Source organism: Hoeflea marina (assembly GCF_003182275.1).
Taxonomy (GTDB): domain Bacteria; phylum Pseudomonadota; class Alphaproteobacteria; order Rhizobiales; family Rhizobiaceae; genus Hoeflea; species Hoeflea marina.
In genome coordinates, this window is record NZ_QGTR01000003.1 from 573,540 (window position 1) to 590,894 (window position 17,355).

Annotated in this window: 15 protein-coding genes; 5 read left to right on the top strand and 10 right to left on the bottom strand. The window is 66.4% G+C overall.

Features of this window, described 5'->3' with window-relative positions:
• Positions 1–60: 60 nt before the first annotated feature.
• Genes DFR52_RS13920 through DFR52_RS13930 form a run of 3 tightly spaced genes read left to right on the top strand, consistent with a single transcriptional unit; the run spans position 61 to position 3,796 of the window.
• A complete protein-coding gene (locus DFR52_RS13920) occupies positions 61–624 on the top strand; it encodes a 2Fe-2S iron-sulfur cluster-binding protein (protein WP_210205836.1) in 564 nt (187 codons plus the stop codon).
• On the top strand, positions 621–1,607 hold the full coding sequence (locus DFR52_RS13925; protein ID WP_110032561.1) for an FAD binding domain-containing protein: 987 nt from the start codon (positions 621–623) through the stop codon (positions 1,605–1,607). Before DFR52_RS13920 ends, DFR52_RS13925 begins: the two co-directional genes overlap by 4 nt.
• Positions 1,604–3,796 (top strand): xanthine dehydrogenase family protein molybdopterin-binding subunit, encoded by a 2,193-nt coding sequence (locus DFR52_RS13930; protein WP_110032562.1) that lies wholly within the window; start codon positions 1,604–1,606, stop codon positions 3,794–3,796. The genes DFR52_RS13925 and DFR52_RS13930 overlap by 4 nt, the downstream gene beginning before the upstream one ends.
• Before the next feature lie 49 nt (positions 3,797–3,845).
• On the opposite strand, the gene DFR52_RS13935 is transcribed toward DFR52_RS13930, so the two are convergent.
• Positions 3,846–4,769, bottom strand: coding sequence for a cation diffusion facilitator family transporter (locus DFR52_RS13935; protein WP_110032563.1), 924 nt, complete (start codon positions 4,767–4,769; stop codon positions 3,846–3,848).
• Between the two features lie 190 nt (positions 4,770–4,959).
• Here DFR52_RS13935 and DFR52_RS13940 point away from each other — a divergent pair, with 190 nt between their 5' ends.
• Positions 4,960–7,308 carry a mechanosensitive ion channel domain-containing protein gene (locus DFR52_RS13940; RefSeq protein ID WP_110032564.1) on the top strand — a complete coding sequence of 783 codons (2,349 nt, stop codon included), beginning with the start codon at positions 4,960–4,962 and terminating at the stop codon, positions 7,306–7,308.
• Positions 7,309–7,345: 37 nt separating this feature from the next.
• Here DFR52_RS13940 and DFR52_RS13945 read toward each other — a convergent pair whose 3' ends face one another.
• The 7 genes from DFR52_RS13945 to DFR52_RS13975 form a co-directional block, all read right to left on the bottom strand.
• The gene (locus DFR52_RS13945; RefSeq protein ID WP_170132270.1) at positions 7,346–8,326 is read right to left on the bottom strand and encodes a 2-dehydropantoate 2-reductase; all 981 of its coding nucleotides are present in this window, start codon (positions 8,324–8,326) and stop codon (positions 7,346–7,348) included.
• 27 nt (positions 8,327–8,353) lie between these two features.
• Complete coding sequence (locus tag DFR52_RS13950) at positions 8,354–9,886, bottom strand: acyl--CoA ligase (RefSeq protein ID WP_110032565.1); 1,533 nt, start codon at positions 9,884–9,886, stop codon at positions 8,354–8,356.
• Positions 9,887–9,984: 98 nt separating this feature from the next.
• Positions 9,985–10,737, bottom strand: a complete 753-nt coding sequence (locus tag DFR52_RS13955) for an ABC transporter permease (RefSeq protein ID WP_110032566.1) — start codon at positions 10,735–10,737, stop codon at positions 9,985–9,987.
• A gap of 8 nt (positions 10,738–10,745) precedes the next feature.
• Positions 10,746–11,546 carry an ABC transporter ATP-binding protein gene (locus DFR52_RS13960; RefSeq protein ID WP_110032567.1) on the bottom strand — a complete coding sequence of 267 codons (801 nt, stop codon included), beginning with the start codon at positions 11,544–11,546 and terminating at the stop codon, positions 10,746–10,748.
• Entirely contained in the window at positions 11,533–12,294 is a 762-nt protein-coding gene (locus DFR52_RS13965; protein ID WP_110032873.1) for an ABC transporter permease, read from the bottom strand. Before DFR52_RS13965 ends, DFR52_RS13960 begins: the two co-directional genes overlap by 14 nt.
• A gap of 71 nt (positions 12,295–12,365) precedes the next feature.
• The gene (locus DFR52_RS13970) at positions 12,366–13,340 is read right to left on the bottom strand and encodes an ABC transporter substrate-binding protein (RefSeq protein WP_110032568.1); all 975 of its coding nucleotides are present in this window, start codon (positions 13,338–13,340) and stop codon (positions 12,366–12,368) included.
• A 105-nt stretch (positions 13,341–13,445) separates the two neighbouring features.
• On the bottom strand, positions 13,446–14,147 hold the full coding sequence (locus DFR52_RS13975; protein WP_245415338.1) for a FadR/GntR family transcriptional regulator: 702 nt from the start codon (positions 14,145–14,147) through the stop codon (positions 13,446–13,448).
• 252 nt (positions 14,148–14,399) lie between these two features.
• Here DFR52_RS13975 and DFR52_RS13980 point away from each other — a divergent pair, with 252 nt between their 5' ends.
• Entirely contained in the window at positions 14,400–14,996 is a 597-nt protein-coding gene (locus tag DFR52_RS13980) for a fumarylacetoacetate hydrolase family protein (protein WP_425351197.1), read from the top strand.
• Between the two features lie 141 nt (positions 14,997–15,137).
• Here the strand turns inward: DFR52_RS13980 and DFR52_RS13985 are convergent, their stop codons facing one another.
• Both DFR52_RS13985 and DFR52_RS13990 read right to left on the bottom strand, forming a co-directional pair.
• Positions 15,138–16,151 carry a class 1 fructose-bisphosphatase gene (locus DFR52_RS13985; protein ID WP_245415339.1) on the bottom strand — a complete coding sequence of 338 codons (1,014 nt, stop codon included), beginning with the start codon at positions 16,149–16,151 and terminating at the stop codon, positions 15,138–15,140.
• Between the two features lie 255 nt (positions 16,152–16,406).
• Entirely contained in the window at positions 16,407–17,309 is a 903-nt protein-coding gene (locus DFR52_RS13990) for a LysR family transcriptional regulator (RefSeq protein ID WP_110032570.1), read from the bottom strand.
• Positions 17,310–17,355 lie beyond the last annotated feature (46 nt).

Sequence of the window (17,355 nt, forward strand, 5' to 3'; positions counted from 1 at the left end):
TAGCGCCGGGCCGCAGACATGGGAACCTTTGCCGGCACCACGGATTGATTTGCGACACGGATGCGCGACCAGCCGCGACATCCCGACAGCGATAGCCAGCCGGAGCCCGACCACCCGATGCACACACAGCTTACCATCAACGGCGAGAACCACGACCTAGAAGCCGATGAACGCACGACCCTGCTCGATGCCCTGCGCCAGCATCTCCGCCTCACCGGAACCAAGAAGGGGTGCGACCATGGGCAGTGCGGCGCCTGCACCGTCATCGTCAACGGACGGCGGATCAATTCCTGCCTGACCCTTGCCTGCATGCATGACGGCGACGAGATCGTCACCATCGAAGGCATCGGCACGGCGACCGATCTCTCGGTGCTACAGCAGGCCTTCCTGTCGGCGGACGGATTCCAGTGCGGCTATTGCACGCCCGGGCAGATCTGTTCGGCGACAGCGATGCTCGAGGAGGTCAAGGCGGGCTGGCCCAGCCACGTCTCCGACAGGCTCGACGGCGCACCGGAGTTGAGCGACGAGGAGATCGGCGAGCGCATGAGCGGCAATCTCTGCCGCTGCGCCTGCTACCCCAACATCGTGGCGGCGATCCGCGCGGCGGCGGGGTCGGCGGCATGAGACCCTTCGACTATGTTCGCCCGTCGGGCATGCCTGAAGCCACCCGGGAGGCCAGCAGGGCCGGAAGCGCCTTCATCGCCGGTGGAACCAATCTCCTCGACCTGATGAAACTGGAGGTCATGGCGCCCGACAGGCTGGTCGACATCAACCGTCTCGATATGGGCGAGTGCAGCGCCACGCCCGCGGGCGGCCTGCGCATCGGCGCGCTGGTGACCAACAGCGATCTGGCCGCCGACGAGCATGTGCGCCGCGACTACCCGCTGCTGTCGCGGGCGCTGCTGGCCGGCGCCAGCGGCCAGTTGCGCAACAAGGCCACCACCGGGGGCAACCTGCTGCAGCGCACGCGCTGCTATTACTTCTACGACACCTCGGCGCCGTGCAACAAGCGGGAGCCGGGCAGCGGCTGTTCGGCGATCGGCGGCGCCACCCGGCTGCACGCCATCCTCGGCGCCAGCGAGCACTGCATCGCCACCCACCCCAGCGACATGGCGGTGGCCATGCAGGCGCTCGACGCCGCGGTGGAAATCGAGAATGTCGAGGGCCAGACCCGCTCGGTTCCGCTCTCCGACTTCTACCGGCTGCCCGGCGACACCCCGCAAGTCGAGACCGTCCTCGGCTCCGGCGACCTGATCACGGCGGTCGTGCTGCCGGCGCCGGTCAAGGGATCGCAGATCTACCGCAAGGTGCGCGACCGCGCCTCCTATGCCTTTGCGCTGGTGTCGGTGGCGGCCGTGGTCGGCGTCGAGGACGGCACGATCGGCAGTGTTGCGCTGGCCTTCGGCGGCGTCGCCCCGCGTCCCTGGCGCGACCATGAGGCGGAGCGGATCCTGGCTGGTGAACGCCCGTCGGACGAGCTGTTCGCCCGCTTCGCCGATGAAATCCTGCGCGAGGCCCGGGGTCAGGGCGGCAACGACTTCAAGATCCCGCTGCTGCGCCGCACCCTTATCGCCACCCTCCAGTCAGCCACGGATGAGAGCCGATGACCGCATATCTGAAGATGGACGAACCGGACCGGCGCAACCGGCTCGACTCGATGGCGCAGGGTGTCATCGGCCAGCCGCTCGACCGGATGGAGGGCCCGCTCAAGGTCAGCGGCACGGCCCGTTATGCGCACGAGTGGCCGGTCGAGCGACTTTGTCATGCCGTGCTGGTGCGCTCGACAATTGCCCGCGGCCACGTGGTGCGCATCGACAGATCTCCGGTCGAGGCGATGGACGGCGTGCTGGCCGTCATCGACGATGACCGACTGTTGCGCAATCCGGCCCAGGGCACGGCCGGCAAGGCGCCTGTGCAAGGTCCGAGGGAGATCTTCTATGTGGGGCAGCCGCTGGCGCTGGTGGTGGCGGAGAGCTTCGAGCAGGCCCGCCACGCCGCCACGCAGCTGCGGATCGAGACGATGGCGACCGAAGCAGTGCTGGATCCGGAATCGGAGAGCACCGACCGGGAACGCCCCGAGGGCAAGCAGACCTCGCAGGGCGATCTTGATCGCGCCATGGCCGAGGCGTCCCACAGCATCGACGCGGTCTACCACACGCCCGGCCATTCCAGCGCGGCGATGGAGCCGCATGCCGCGATCGCGCAATGGGACGGCGACGATCTCACCGTGCATGCCAGCTGCCAGATGCTCAAATACAATCAAGAGGAACTGGCCGACGCGCTGGGGATCGACGCCGGCCGGGTGCGCATCGTATCTCCCTATGTGGGCGGCGGCTTCGGTTCCAAGCTCGGCATCGCCCATGACGCGGTGGCCGCGGCGATCGCGGCCAGGGCAGTCGGCCGCCCGGTGGCGCTGGCGCTGTCGCGCCGGCAGGTCTTCGAGACCACCATGCGGCGGTCGGAAAGCCGACAGCGCATCCGGCTGGCCGCCGATGCGGACGGCCTGCTCACCGGGCTCGGCCACGAGGCGCTGGTTTCGCAACTGCCCGGCGAGACGTTCTCGGAGCCGGTGGCGCAGGCCACGCATTTTCTCTACGCGGCCGAAAACCGCGAGATCATTCATGAAATCGTGCGGCTCAACCGGACCTGCGCCGGGTCGGTGCGCGCCCCCGGCGAGGCAATCGGCATGACGGTCCTGGAGACCGCGATGGACGAGCTGGCCGTCAAGGCCGGCATCGATCCCGTGGCGCTGCGCAAGCGCAACATTCCCGACAAGGACCCCGAGGACCAGCGTCCGTTTTCAAGCCACATGCTGGATCAGGCGCTGGACCGCGGGGCGGAACTGTTCGACTGGCAGCGGCGCAGACCCGAGCCGCGTTCGACCCGCAGGGGCGAGTGGCTGATCGGGCTCGGCATGTCGAGTGCGGCACGCGTCAATTCGCTCATGCAGGCCGAGTCACGCGTCACCCTCGGCGGTGAGGGTGTCCGCATCGAGACCGACATGACCGACATCGGCACCGGCACCTACACCGTGCTGGCGCAGATTGCCGGCGAAATGCTCGGTGTTCCGATGGATCGGATCACCACGGTGCTGGGCGATACCGACCTGCCGCCGGGTCCCGGATCGGGCGGCTCCTGGGGCGCGAGTTCCACTGGCAGCGCGGTCTATGTCGCCTGCGAGGAGATCCGAGCGCGCATCGCCCGCAAGCTCGGCTGCCGCGCCGAGGACCTGACGCTCAAGGACGGCCACGCCATCACCGGGAACCGGAGCACCGCGCTCGGCGAGCTGATCGGCGACGCGCCGATCTCCGTCCGCGGCGTGGTCGAGCCGGGCGGCACCTCGAAGAAGGTGCGGCAATCGACCTATGGCGCCTTCTTCGCCGAAGTCGCGGTCAACGACGTGACGGCGGAAGTCCGGGTCCGGCGGATGCTGGGCGTGTTCGCGGCGGGACGGATCCTCAATGCCAAGACCGCACGGTCGCAGTGTCTCGGTGGCATGACCTTCGGCATCGGCATGGCGTTGACCGAAGAGCTGATCCACGATCCGCGCGACGGCAGCATCGTCAACCGCGATCTGGCCGAATACCACCTGCCGGTCAATGCCGACGTGCCGCAGCTGGAGGTCGAGTTGCTTGAAGAGCGGGATCCCTGGGCGAGCCCGATCCAGGCAAAGGGCATCGGCGAACTGGGAATCAGCGGCGCGGCTGCTTGCATCAACAACGCTGTCTTCAACGCCTGCGGCGTACGGGTTCGAAGCTACCCGGTCACGCTCGACAAGATTCTCGCGGAGCTGTGAGGGCTGGAAGCCTGACAGCGCACGGGCCGATGGGGGCATGACCGCTCCGTCATCTCGGGGCTGGAATCGTCGCTGCCAGGGGCGTGACCGAAACCTGCAGGATCTCGCTGTGGGCCTGCTTCAGGGTCCGCTGGATGTCCTGCACCGCCACTTCCAGCCCCGCGGTCCTGAGTTCGTCTGAGAAGTCGATCGACAGGATGACCACAACCTGGTCCGGCGCCAGGTGCACGGTGGTGACCTCGTTGACCCGCTCGACATCCTTCTGGGCGGCGGCAATGTCGCGAATGCTGTCCTCGAGTTCCCTCGAGGCCCGCTCGCCGATCAGCAGCCCCTTGGTCTCGCGGGCCAGGAACAGCGCCGTCCCGGTCAGCAGCACGCCTATGCCGATCGAGGCCGCGCCGTCGAATTCCGCCCGGCCGGTCAGTTGCGTCGCCAGAACACCGGCAAAGGCAATTCCAATGCCGATCATCGCGGCGCTGTCCTCGAACAGCACCGTGAGCGTAGTGGGATCCTTGCTCCGCCGCGCCGCGCTGAAGAAGGAGTTCGATCCCTTCTGGCGGGAGAATTCGCGCAGTGCAATCCGCAGGCTGGCGCCCTCGAACACCGCCGACAGGCCCAGCACCACATAGGTGATGGTGAAGCTCGACACCGGTTCGGGATGCATGAGATGGATGACGCCCTCATAAAAGGAGATGCCGGCGCCAAGCGAGAACACCAGCAGGGCGACGATGAAGGCCCAGAAGTACAACTCCCGGCCATGTCCGAGCGGATGATCGTAATCCGGCGGCTGCGCGGCCCTGTGGAGCCCGTAAAGCAGCAGCAACTGGTTGGCGGTGTCGACCGTCGAGTGCACCCCCTCGCTGAGCATCGCCGAGGAGCCGGTGACGAAGGCGGCCGTAAATTTTGACAGGGCAATAAGGAGATTGCCGGCGAGTGCGGCGTAAATGGCGAGATGGGGGCCGGATCCGGTCAAGGCGTTCTCCTGTGTGATCGGGCTTCAACGCCCTGGCCCGAGATGGGTTCATCCGCCGGCCGGCCGGACCGCGGATCCTGTTTCTGGCCATTTCGGGTTGATGCTCCCTGCCGCTGCCCTATCTTAGCCATGGATTCCATTGCCGGACACTCTATTGCCGCCAGAATGTTTGAACTGAATAGGATATTCCATGCCCAGACACAGCCGCCCCCTGGTGAGGACAGCCGCACTTTTCCTGTTCACTCTCATTCTTGCCGCCGCCTCCCCGACCGCGCCGGTGCATGCCCAGTCGCCGCAATCACCATTGCAGGCAGCCACAATTGACTCTTCCGCCAATCCCGACGCGGTGATCGCACCGCTGCTCGACGTTCTCAAGGACGAGGCGGCCCGACAAAAGCTCATCGAATCGCTTGAGAAGAGCACGGCGGTGCCGGCAGACGCAGCGGCTGCAAACGCGGACACGGCTGCGCAGACAACTGTCGCCGGCCGCCTTGCAGGCATGACCAAGAATGTCATCGAGGAGACCCTGGCCGTCGGCCACAAGTTCGCCAGGGACCTCTCGGGGCTGGCGACCCTGTTCAACGGCGCCTCCGAGTTCGACGGCGGCCATGTGCTGAGCATGCTGACGCCGCTGCTCGCGACCGTCGTGGTGTCGATGCTGCTGCTGATGCTCTGCAAGCGGGGCCTGCGCAGCGCGCTTGCCCGTCTTTCAGGGCGCTTCCAGAATCACGGATTCCTGGCCGCGCTGGCGCTGGTCGGGCTGTATTTCCTGGCCGAGATCCTGGCGCTGGCGCTGGCCTATTTCGCGGGCAGCGCCGTGGCCGCGGCGCTGTCTTCCGGTACGGGAGTCTCGATCTACCAGACATTGTATCTCAATGCCTTTCTGGTCACTGGCGCCGCCTCGATCCTGATCCGGGTGCTGACCGGCATTGCCCAAGGCGACTATGCCGTGCTGAGAATGGCGCCGTCGGTACGCGCGACGCTGCGGCGCCGCGCAATCGTGCTCACCGGACTTCTCATCTATGGCATCGCCTTCGTGGTGCCGGCGGCCAATGTCCTGGTTTCCTTCTCCGTCGGCCGCGGCCTGCGGGTGCTGGTCTACACGCTTGCGGCCATCTTCGCAGTCTGCATGGTTCGGGCGATTTCGCGCCAGCAGCAGATCGCCGCCGAGTTGCCCGCCCAGGAACCGACCGAGGAGGGGGACGCCGCGGTGGACGACGCGCTCCCCGAACCGGTGCAATCGGCGTTCATGCAACTGTGGCCGCTGATCGCCTACGGCTATGTGGCGGTCAGCTACGTCATCGCCCTGTCCCGGCCGGATCTGTTCGTCGAATTTGTCGGCGGCGCCACGGTGAGGACGGCACTGGCGCTGATCGTCGGCGGGCTGGTGCTGCGCGGCTGCGGCTATCTGTCGACATTCACCGTGCGCACGCCGGCCTTCCTGCCGCTCGACAGCCAGGCGCTATCCAACCGCCTGACCTCCTTCGTGCCGATCTTGCTCCGGGTGGTCTGGCTGCTGGTGAGCGTTGCCATTCTCGCCGTGGTGCTCGATGCCTGGTCTATCGTCGATGTCGGCGGCTGGGTGGAGGGCGATCGCGGCAGCGCCATGATCGCCGGACTGGTGAGCAGCCTGATCGTCGTGGTCAGCTGCATCGTCATCTGGGCGGCTGCTTCGTCCTGGATCGATTATCGAATGGCAACCAGCGCCGGGACGAGCCTGCTCGACTCGCGCTATCGCACGCTCTATTCGCTGCTCAAGAACGCCCTCACCGTGGCGCTTGTGGTGTTCGGCGGGATGATCGCACTGTCTGAGCTCGGCATCGACATCGGTCCGCTGCTGGCCGGCGCCGGCGTGCTCGGCCTCGCCATCGGCTTCGGCGCCCAGAAGCTCGTGCAGGACATCATTTCCGGGGTCTTCATCCAGCTCGAGAACGCCATGAATGTCGGCGATGTGGTCGGCGCCGGCGGCATCACGGGTGTGGTCGAGCGGCTGACCCTGCGCTCGGTGTCGTTGCGCGATCTTTCCGGCGTCTACCACATCATCCCGTTCAGCTCGGTGGATTCGGTCTCCAACTACATGCGCACCTTCTCCTTCCACGTCGAGGAGGTGGGCATCGCCTACAAGGAGAATGTCGCCGACGGCAAGGCCGCCATGCAGGAGGCCTTCGATCGCCTCCAGCAGACCGAGCACAAGGCCGACATCCTCGAGCCGCTGGAAATGCACGGCGTGACCGGGCTCGGCGACAGCGCCGTGGCGATCCGCGCCCGCATCAAGACCGCGCCGGGCAAGCAATGGGGCCTCGGCCGCGCCTACACCGAGCTGGTCAAGCAGGTGATGGACGAGCGCGGCATCGAGATCCCGTTCCCGCACACCACGCTGTTCCTCGGGCGCGACAAGGCCGGCAAGACCGACGAACTGCCGGTGAAGCTGCTGCAGGAGGCGGGCAAGTCCGGCAAGGCCGCTTCGCGACGCAAGCGAGCATCGACGGACGACGTGCTGGCAAATGACGGCAACGCCATTCCGGAGAGCGACGACTGAGGCACGACCCCCTTTCGGCCGCCCTCGCCGGCGCCGGTCAGCCGTAGAGGCCCGCTGTGCGTCCGCGCAGCTGAATGAGCGCCAACACGATGTCGATCGCCGGGGTCGGCGTCGAGGTCAGTCGCCCAAGCTCCTGCACCGAGCCCACGAGCGCATCGATTTCCATCGGCCGGCCGGCGTCGAGATCCTGCAGCATCGAGGTGCGGTGGGCGCCGACGGCGGCGCCGCCATCGATGCGTCGATCGACGTCTATGGGGAACTTGACCCCTAGCTTCTCGGCGATGGCCTGGGCCTCCAGCATCATCAAGCGGGCCACCGCGCGGGTGCCTGGTTCGGTGCAGAGCACGTCGAGGGTGGCGTGGGTGAGCGCCGAGATCGGGTTGAAGGACAGGTTGCCCCAGAGCTTGACCCAGATCTCGTCGCGCAGATTGGAGCGCACCGGCGCCTTCAGCCCGGCCGCCGTCAGCGCCTGGGACAGGGCCAGCGCGCGGCCGGATTTCGAACCGTCGGGCTCGCCCAGCGAAAAGCGGTTGCCCTCGATGTGGCGGATCATGCCCGGCTCGATCACCTCGGCGGCGGGATAGACGACGCAGCCCAGCACCCGGTCGGGACCGAAGCCGTCCCATTGCGCATTGCCCGGATCGACACTCTCGAGCCGCGTGCCTTCGAGATCGCCGCCGATCCTGTGAAAATACCACCAGGGCACGCCGTTGACGCCGCTGACGATGGTGGTGCCGGCGCCGATCAGCGGCTGCATGGCGCCGACGACGGCCGGCACCGAATGGGCCTTGAGCGTGACGATGACATAGTCCTGCGGCCCGAGTTCGGCGGGATCGGCGCTGGCGCGCACCGCAACCGTGACCGGATCGGCATCCTCCTCGATCAGCGTCAGGCCCCTGTCGCGCATCGCCGCCAGATGCGGTCCGCGCGCCACCAGGCTCACGTCGGCGCCGGCCCGCGCCAGCTTGACGCCGATGTAGCCGCCGATGGCGCCGGCGCCGAAAATGCAGATCTTCATGGATGGGTTCTCCGTCCGGGACCGGTGTCAGGCATCGGCGAGGCCGAGCTTTTCGGCCAGCCCGATGCGCTGCATCTTGCCGGTGGCGCCCTTGGGGATCTCGTCGAGAATGATCACCTTGCGCGGCACCTTGAAGTCGGCCATGCGGCCGGCGGCGAAATCGCGGATCTCGCGCTCGGTGGCCGAGATGCCCTCGCGCAGCACGACGGCGGCGGCCACCTCCTCGCCGAGCTTGGCGTGCGGCATGGCAAAAGTGACCACCTGGGCCACGGCCGGATGGTCAAGCAGCACGCCGTCGACCTCGAGCGGAGAGATCTTCTCGCCGCCGCGGTTGATGATTTCCTTGAGCCGCCCGGTGAGGCTCAGATAGCCGTCGCCATCGAAGGCGCCCTGGTCGCCGGTGCGAAACCAGCGCTGGCCGTCAGCCATGAAGAAGCTCCTGGCATTGGCATCCGGGTTGCCCTCGTAGCCGGGCGTGACATTGGGGCCGGAGATCACCACCTCGCCGGTGGAGGTGATCAGCCGGTTCTCGACCTCGTGGGCGATACGGACCAGCGGCCCCGCCGCCACGCCCACCGAGCCGGGCTTCTGGGCCCGCGGCGGCAGCGGATTGCAGGCCATCTGGTGGGCCGCCTCGGTCATGCCGTAGGCCTCCACCACCGGCGCGCCGAAGGTCTCGGCCAGCGCCGTCATCACCTGCGCCGGCAGCGAGGCGGACGACGAGCGCAGGAAGCGCAGCGGCGTGGCATCGATGATCTCGCGGTTGCGCTCGGCCCGCGTCAGGATCGCCTGATGCATGGTCGGCACGGCGGTGTACCAGCTCGGCTCAGCGTCCTTCATCCAGCCGAAGAATTTCAGCGCGTCGAAGCCCGGCGCGCACCAGATCGAGGCACCCGCCGACAACGACGCGGCGACGGCGGCAATCAGGCCGTGGATGTGGAACAGCGGCATCACGTTGAGGCAGCGGTCGACGGGCGTCAGCGCCAGGGTCTCACGGATGTGCTCGGCGGAGGCTGCGACATTGGCCTGGGTCAGCGGCACGATCTTCGGCCGCGATGTGGTGCCCGAGGTGTGCAGGATCAGCGCGATGTCGTCGGGGCCGGGCTCGGCGGCGGCGGCGGGCGACGGGGCAGCCCCGCTTGCGGCCAGGCTGAACCGGCCCGCGGGCAGTTCGGGGCCGGAGACGAGCCGCAGCACGGCGATGCCGAGCTTTTCGGCCGCCGCCAGCGCCGGACCGTCATAGGCCTGCGGGATCACCAGCGCCCTCGCCTTGAGGTCGTCGAGATAGAACTCGAACTCCTCCTGGCGGTAGCCGGGATTGAGCGGCGCTGTCACCGCCGCCTGGGCGATGGTGACGAAGGCGGTGGCCATCTCGGGGCCATTGGGCAGCACGATCGCCACCCGGTCTAACGCCCCGATGCCGGCCGCCCTGAGGTCGGCGGCGACAGCGCCTGCCAGCCGCCTCAGTCCGCCATGGCTCAGCCACGGCCGTCCCGGCGCGCCGACGGCCGGCAGATCATCGGCGTGCGGCGCCAGCAGTGCTTTCAGTGTCGAACCCATGTCCTGCCTCTTCCCGTGTCCTGGATGGTGTCGATGGCGTGCTGCCGTGCGATGCCGCGGACCGGCTGCCGGATGCGGCATCAGGCGTGTCGCCGGTGTCAGCGCGAGGCGGCATAATAGGCAACCCTGCGCTCAAGATAGCCGAGAAACTCCGAGATGGCGAAGGCCATCCCGAACAGCACCAGCAGCACCGCCCAGAAATGGCCCATCAGGAAGTTGCTGGAATAGAGCTCGAACAGGGCGCCGAAGCCGACGATCGAGATCAGCAGCTGGCCGATGATGACGCCCTTGACCGCGCGGATGACGCCGATGCGCACGCCGCCGAGGATCTCCGGCAGGGCCGCCCAGACATAGATCTTGAAGAAGGCATCGAGCGGCGAGGCGCCGAAGCTGCGCGCCATCTCGACCAGCGAACGGTTGATCTGCAGCACGCCGGCGCGCGAGTTGAGGATGATGATCCAGATCGCAAACAGCGTCGTGGTGATGATGATGGAGGTCATGCCGAAGCCGAAGAGCACCATCAGCACCGGCACCAGCGCAGTCAGCGGGGCGCTGAGGAAGATGTTGACCCAGGGCAGCAGGATCTCGTCGATCAGCCGGTTCTTGCCCATCAGGATGCCGACCGGAATGCCGATGAGGACCGAGGCGGCCACTCCGCTGAGGAAGGCGATCGCCGTCTCGCGCAATGCCTTGAGAAAGGCCGGCGTGCCGATGATCTCGACCAGCGTGATGATCACCTGCGACAGCGGCGGCACGAAGAAGGTCAGGTGCAACTGTCCGATGATCTCCCAGAGCAGCCCCCAGACGAGGAGCGAGGACATTGCCGGCAATCTGTATCCGAATGCGGTCATCTCATTCCCTATTCTGCATAGCTGCGCAGCGAGGCCCAGATCTCGTCGACGATGTCGAGATATTCGGGATCGCGGCGGATGTTCTCGATGCCCTTGTTGCGGAACCCGGAGGGGCGGATGATTTCCGACACCCGGCTTGGCCGCGGCAGCAGGATGGCGATCTGGTCGGAGACATAGACCGCCTCCTCGATCGAGTGGGTGACGAAGATGAAGGTCTTGTTCTCGTTGCGCACCAGCTCCAGAAGGTCTTCCTGGAACTTGCGCCGGTTCTGCTCGTCGACGGCCGAGAACGGCTCGTCGAGCAGCAGCACCTGCGCATCGACGGAGAGCGCGCGCGCCAGGCCCACGCGCTGGCGCATGCCGCCGGAGAGCTGGTGCGGATAGCTGTTCTCGAATCCGGAAAGCCCGACATTGGCGATGTATTTCTCGGCGATCGCCTCGCGCTCCGACCGGGCGACACCGCGCAGTTCAAGTCCGAAGGCGACGTTGCGGATGACGCTGGCCCAGGGCAGCAGCGCGAAATCCTGGAACACGAAGGCACGGTCCGGGCCTGGAGCGGTGACCGTGTTGCCGTCGATGACGATTTCGCCGGCGCTCGGCTGCAGCAGGCCGGCGATGATCTTGAGCAGCGTGGTCTTGCCGCAGCCCGACGGGCCGAGAAGGGAGGTGAGCTCGCCGCGCGGAAACTCCAGCGACAGGTTCTTCAGCGCTTCGACAGGACCATAGTTCTTCGACACGTTGCGCACCGAGACGGCGCTGTCGGGCGCCGGCCCCGAGGACGGCGCGGTGGCGGCGTCAGTCTGAGACATAACCACGATTGTTCCCTTCGAACAGAGCGTTTTCGAGTCTTTCCAGCAGGTTGAGGAACACCACGGCCAGAAGGATGATGGAGAAGATTGCCGCATACATGCTCGGATAGTCGGCCACCGAGCGGCTGTAGCTGATGATGTCGCCGACGCCGGTGGGCGTGATCTTCAGCTCCGCCAGGATGGCGCCGATGAAGCCGGCGGAAATGCCCAGTCTCAGTCCGGAAAAGATGACAGGCGAGGCGGCGGGGATGATGATCTTGAGGATGATCTCGCGATCGCTGGCCAGGAACGAGCGCCCCATCTCCTTGAGCGAGACGGGCGTGTTGCGCACCGCGCCTGCGGTGTTGAGCACGATCACCGGCATGGCCATGATGCAGACGACGAAGACCTTGGAGGTGAGCCCGATGCCGTAGGCCATCACCAGGAGCGGGATCAGGGCCGCCAGCGGCGCCGCCTGCATGACGATGAAGACCGGCGCGAACAGCCATTCGAAACGCGCGCTCAGTCCGATCCACAGCCCGAGCGTGATGCCGAAGGCCGCCGAGATGGCGACGCCGAGCACCAGCGGCTTCAATGTCTCGGCATAGGCCGTGAACAGGGTGCCTTCGAGCGCCAGACGGAACAGCGCCTGCATGGATTCGATGAAGGTCGGGAAGGCGTAGGAGACCGGGATGCGGCCTGCGATTTCCCAGGCGCCAAAGACGATGACGGCGGAGAGGAGCTTGAGAAACAGGGGTCTGTTTGGCATGGAATCGGCCCGCAACTGGGGAAATCGGGGCGGCCGCCGACCGGATTGCGGTCGGCGGCCGCCGGAGCCTTCTACTTCGCGGCCGCGTCGAGCGGGGCGAGGTACCAGAAGTCCTCGATGTTCAGCGTCGCCGGATCGCCCTTGAGCTGGCCGGCCTCGGTGTACCAGTCCATGTCGGCCTCGGCTGCCTTGCGGCCGCCGCCATTGGGGTCGTAGAGACCGCCCTCGACGGCATCCTTGTAGAAGCCGTCTAGTCCGGCGAGGATTTCCTTGGGCAGCTGTCCGATGGGGCCGTCGGGATTGGTCTCGCGGCTGATGATGGTCGGATCCTTGGCCATGTCCTGCCAGACGCTGGCGAGCGCCTTGACCAGAATGTTGACCTGCTCCTCGTTGGCCTTGATCCAGTCGAGATTGGCAAACAGCGCCTCGTCGCTGGCATCGACCTCGAACATCGGCAGCACGTTGAACTTGTCGCCGCCCTCGGCCATGATCTTGTTCTTGTTGGACAGATCGAGAATGGTCGCGTCGGCCTGGCCGGCCATCATGGCGACGACGCGGTTGGCCGAACCCGGAACATAGGAGCGGTCGCCGAGCTTGATGCCCGCCTTTTCCTCGATGACATTGGCGATCGAGTCGGTGCCGCCGCCGCGCGAATGCAGCATGATCGGCTGGCCGGCGAGATCCTCGAGTTTCTCGTATTTCTTGCTGGTGACGGGGAAGAACTTCAGCTTGGAGAGCTGGAAGATGATGCGGACCGGCGCCTTGGAATTCTGCATGGCGGCATAGGGGGTGCCGAAGCCGATGTTCATCTGGCCGCTGAGCACGGACTGGATGGCCAGTTCCTCGTCGGCGAACGCCGTCCATTCGTAATCGAGGCCGTTGGCCTTGGCGCGGTCGAGCGCGACGAAGAAGGCGGCGAGCTCGTCGGATGGCGTTTCGGCCAGCGCGATCTTCAATGTCTCCGCCTGCGCGGTGGACATCAGCAGGCTTGCGGCCAGCGGCAGGACGGCGGCAAGACCGACGATCCTCTTGATCAGATTCTTCATGATATCTCCTCCCAGAGTATGATGTTGACGCTTCAGTGAGCGGAAAGGCGGCCCTGGGCTCGTTCTCTCTCCGAATTGTCTATGTCCGGCTGTCTCCGTCTCCGGTCACGCTCCCTCGAACAGGCGCGCGGAGACCGACCGAAGGTGGTTGCGCATCGCCTCGTAGGCGGCATCGGGGTCGCGCCGGGAAATGGCGGCGGTGATCGCCTCGTGCTCCCGGAAACTGGAATGGTCGGCGGCCGGCTTGACCGACTGGCGAATGACGCTGCCCCAGGCGACGGCGCGGCGGACGACGTTGAGCTGGTCGAACAGCGCCAGCAAAAGCAGGTTGTCGCTGCCCTCGGCGATGGCGCGGTGGAAGATGTCGTCCTGGATCTCGTAGTCCTGCCAGTTCGACACCGAATGGGCCCGCTCCATGGCGACGTTCATCTGCATCAGCGCCGCGCCCGACGCGTTGATCGCCGCCTCCTTGGCGATCGCCGGTTCGATGGCCAGGCGCGCCCGCATCATCCGGAACGGCGTCAGCTGGCGGCCGAGCTCGACAAGGCTGCCACCGGTGCTCGCGGCGACATGATCCAGGCCGCGCGAGGCCACGAAGGTGCCCTTGCCGACATGACGCCAAATGGCGCCGTCGCGCTCGAGCGAATCCAGAGCCTTGCGCAGCATGCTGCGAGTCATGCCGAGCTGGTCGGTCAGATCCCGCTCGGCCGGCAGCCGGTCGCCGGCCTTGTAGCTGCCCGCGGCAATGAAGGCGCGCAGCCGCGACACCGGGTCATTGCCGTCGATGGCGTCCAGTTCTGCAAGCACGATACACTCCGATTGGTTGACCAATTTCATTGAGATACGCGAACTTTCGGGATCCTCAGTGCTGTTTCCCCAATAATTCGCATATTTTTTGTATTGGTTGTGATTGATCTTAACACGGGACTGACTTATGACAAGATGGAAATTTGCCCTGAAATGAGGTTTGTGATGTCCAGCTACGTGATCCCGACGCCCCCGATTGTCTCCATACCCGTGGCCGGGGGTGGGGCGTTTCCTGTCCGCAGGATCTATTGCATCGGCCGCAACTACGCCGCCCATGCCATCGAGATGGGTCACGACCCGAACCGCGAATCTCCGTTCTTCTTCCAGAAGAACCCGGACAATCTGGATCCCTCGGGCGAGTTCCCCTACCCGCCGCACACATCCGACGTGCATCACGAGGTCGAACTGGTGGTGGCGCTGAAGTCGGGCGGCACCAACATCTCCGTCGATGATGCGCTCGAGCATGTCTGGGGCTACGCGGTGGCGCTCGACATGACGCGGCGGGACCTGCAGGGCGAGGCCAAGAAGCTCGGCCGGCCCTGGGAAATCGGCAAGGCCTTCGAGCGCTCGGCCCCGGTCGCGCCGCTGATGCCCGCCTCCGGCACCGGACATCTCGACCACGGCCGCATCGAGCTGAAGGTCAACGGCGAGGTCAGGCAGGAGGGCGACATGAACCAGATGATCTGGAAGGTGCCGGAAATGATCTCGTATCTGTCGGAGTATTTCGAGCTGGCGGCCGGCGACATCATCATGTCGGGCACCCCGTCCGGCGTCGGCCCGGTCTCGAAGGGCGACGTGATGGAGGCCAGCATCGACGGCCTCGGCACGCTGAAGGTCGTCGTCGTCTAGACCACTTCCCTCTTCGTGCAAGCCGCGGCCCATTCGGCATGGCGGCCTGGTCCGCGACAGGCCGGAAATCGAAAGGTTTCCGGCCTGTCGCCGTCAATCGCCGCATCCGGCCACCGCGGACGGCCGGTCCTGAGCACATTGCTATCCGGAAACGCTGCCGTGGTAGCTTTCGATCAGCGCCACCTCGTCCCTTGATCCCAGAATGACCGAGACGCGCTGATGATGGGACGTCGGCTCGACATCCATGATGCGCTGGCTGCCGGTCGTGGCCGCACCGCCGGCCTGCTCGACGATCAGCGCCATCGGATTGGCCTCGTACATCAGCCGCAGCTTGCCGCCCTGGTCGCGGTTGCCGCTGTCGACCGGGTAGAGGAAGACGCCGCCGCGGGTGAGGATGCGGTGGACGTCCGCCACCATCGAGGCGGTCCAGCGCATGTTGAAGCTGGCGCCGCGCGGCCCGTCCGTGCCCGCCAGGCACTCGTCGAAATAGCGCTGCACCGGCGCTTCCCAGGCCAGGCGGCGCGAGGCGTTGATGGCGAATTCGCGGGTTTCGGGCGGGATGGTCATGTCGCGGTAGGTCAGGCGGAACTCGCCGGTCCCCTGCTGGTGGGTGAAGCCGTTGACGCCGGTTCCGGTGGTGACGATCAGCGCCGTCGACGGCCCGTAGATGGCGTAGCCGGCGCAGATCTGCTCCGAGCCGCGGCGAAGCACCGAGGCGTCGTCGCCTGGATCCAGCGCCCGGGTGGTCTCGACGATCGAGAAGATCGAGCCGACCGACAGATTGACGTCGAGATTGGACGAGCCGTCCAGCGGGTCGAAATAGACGATGTAGTCGCCCGCCTCGGGCGCGGCCTTAAGCCAGTAGACCTCGTCGACCTCCTCGGAGACGAGGGCGGCGACGCGGCTGCAGTTCGAGCAGTGGCGGACGAATTCGTCGTTGGCGATCACGTCGAGCTGCTTCTGCGTCTCGCCCTGCACATTGGTGGTGTCGGTCGAGCCGAGATTGTCGGAGAAGGCGCCGCTGCGGATCTGGTTGGAGATGATCCGGCAGGCGGTGGCGACATCCTCGAGCAGGAAGATCAGGTCATCGGATATCCCGTGCCTGCGCTGATCCTGCAGCAGGAACTGCCGAAAGGTCATCTGATGTTCGGTCACGGCAACTCCGTTTCGATTGATTGAGCCTCGCATCCGATCCGCCGGCCGGCGCCTGCGCCGGCGGATCGGATGCGAGGGATTGCAGCAGGACTACTGCAGCATCGCCGCCAGGTACAGCGGGACCTGCGACACAGGTAAATGAACACCGACGCCATGACCAGCCGGGAATCACCGGACCATCCGCAAAGACGGCCGGACGCACAAGCAGCGCTCCGTCCCGCTTGCCGGGAGGCGTCCGGGCAGTCTCCATTCCGATCACCCGACCGGAGGCACCCGGACATGGGCGAGGAAGGCGGTGGCGGCGGGCGACAGGGTGCGGCCCGAGCGCCTGACCAGACCGATCCGTCGCAACGCTCCGAAATCGCGGATCTCGCGGATGACGAGGGTGTCGCAGCGCAGCACCGCGAGCGTCAGCCTCGGCAGCACGGTGATCCCGAGGCCCTCCGACACCAGTGCCCCCGCCGTCGCCAGATGGGCGACCTCGAAGCGCGGATTGAGCGCCCGCCCGGATCTCAGGCAGGCCCCGTCGATGAGCTCGCGCACGCTGGTTCCCGGCGCCATGACGATGAAGGGCATGTCGATGAGCTCGGCCCAGCCATAGGCGCGGTCCTCGGCCAGCGGCCCGCCGGCGACGCCGAGGGCCACGAATTCGTCCTCCATCAGCGGCTGGAAGGCCAGCCGCGAGCGCGCCGACAGCGTGCCGGCGGTGAAGCCCAAGTCGGCGCGGCCGGTCTCGACCGCATCCAGCACGCTGCCGGACAGCGCGTCGATGATGCGCAGGTCGATTTCCGGATGCTCGGCGGTGAAGCTGCGCAGCACCGGCGGCAGCAGGCTGGCGGTGATCGACGGCAGGCCGGCGATGGTCAGCCGGCCGCGGCGCGCCGACTGATGGGCGCCGAATTCGGCCATGCCGTCATCCACCGTGTTGACCATGCGCTCGGCGATGCGGGCAAAGGCGCGGCCCGATTCGGTGATCTCGACATTGCGGGTGTCGCGGTCGAACAGGCGGACGCCGAGCCGGGCCTCGAGCGCGGTGAGCTGCCGCGACAGCGCCGACGGCGACAGGCCGAGACTGTCGGCGGCGAGGCGAAAGGAGGCGTCCCGCGACAGGGCGAGGACGGCCTGGAAATCCTGCAGGCTGGGATTGTTGCGTGACATGCATCAATTATTCCGAAATTTGCACTTCCTGCAACAAAAAACGATG

What these genes read in the sequence shown, in the direction of transcription:
- DFR52_RS13945 (WP_170132270.1), bottom strand. Translation starts at nt 8,326, where the DNA reads ATGAAGATCTGCATTTTCGGCGCCGGCGCCATCGGCGGCTACATCGGC.
- DFR52_RS13965 (WP_110032873.1), bottom strand. Translation starts at nt 12,294, where the DNA reads ATGCCAAACAGACCCCTGTTTCTCAAGCTCCTCTCCGCCGTCATCGTC.
- DFR52_RS13940 (WP_110032564.1), top strand. Translation starts at nt 4,960, where the DNA reads ATGCCCAGACACAGCCGCCCCCTGGTGAGGACAGCCGCACTTTTCCTG.
- DFR52_RS13960 (WP_110032567.1), bottom strand. Translation starts at nt 11,546, where the DNA reads ATGTCTCAGACTGACGCCGCCACCGCGCCGTCCTCGGGGCCGGCGCCC.
- DFR52_RS13920 (WP_210205836.1), top strand. Translation starts at nt 61, where the DNA reads ATGCGCGACCAGCCGCGACATCCCGACAGCGATAGCCAGCCGGAGCCC.
- DFR52_RS13955 (WP_110032566.1), bottom strand. Translation starts at nt 10,737, where the DNA reads ATGACCGCATTCGGATACAGATTGCCGGCAATGTCCTCGCTCCTCGTC.
- DFR52_RS13990 (WP_110032570.1), bottom strand. Translation starts at nt 17,309, where the DNA reads ATGTCACGCAACAATCCCAGCCTGCAGGATTTCCAGGCCGTCCTCGCC.
- DFR52_RS13970 (WP_110032568.1), bottom strand. Translation starts at nt 13,340, where the DNA reads ATGAAGAATCTGATCAAGAGGATCGTCGGTCTTGCCGCCGTCCTGCCG.
- DFR52_RS13930 (WP_110032562.1), top strand. Translation starts at nt 1,604, where the DNA reads ATGACCGCATATCTGAAGATGGACGAACCGGACCGGCGCAACCGGCTC.
- DFR52_RS13925 (WP_110032561.1), top strand. Translation starts at nt 621, where the DNA reads ATGAGACCCTTCGACTATGTTCGCCCGTCGGGCATGCCTGAAGCCACC.
- DFR52_RS13950 (WP_110032565.1), bottom strand. Translation starts at nt 9,886, where the DNA reads ATGGGTTCGACACTGAAAGCACTGCTGGCGCCGCACGCCGATGATCTG.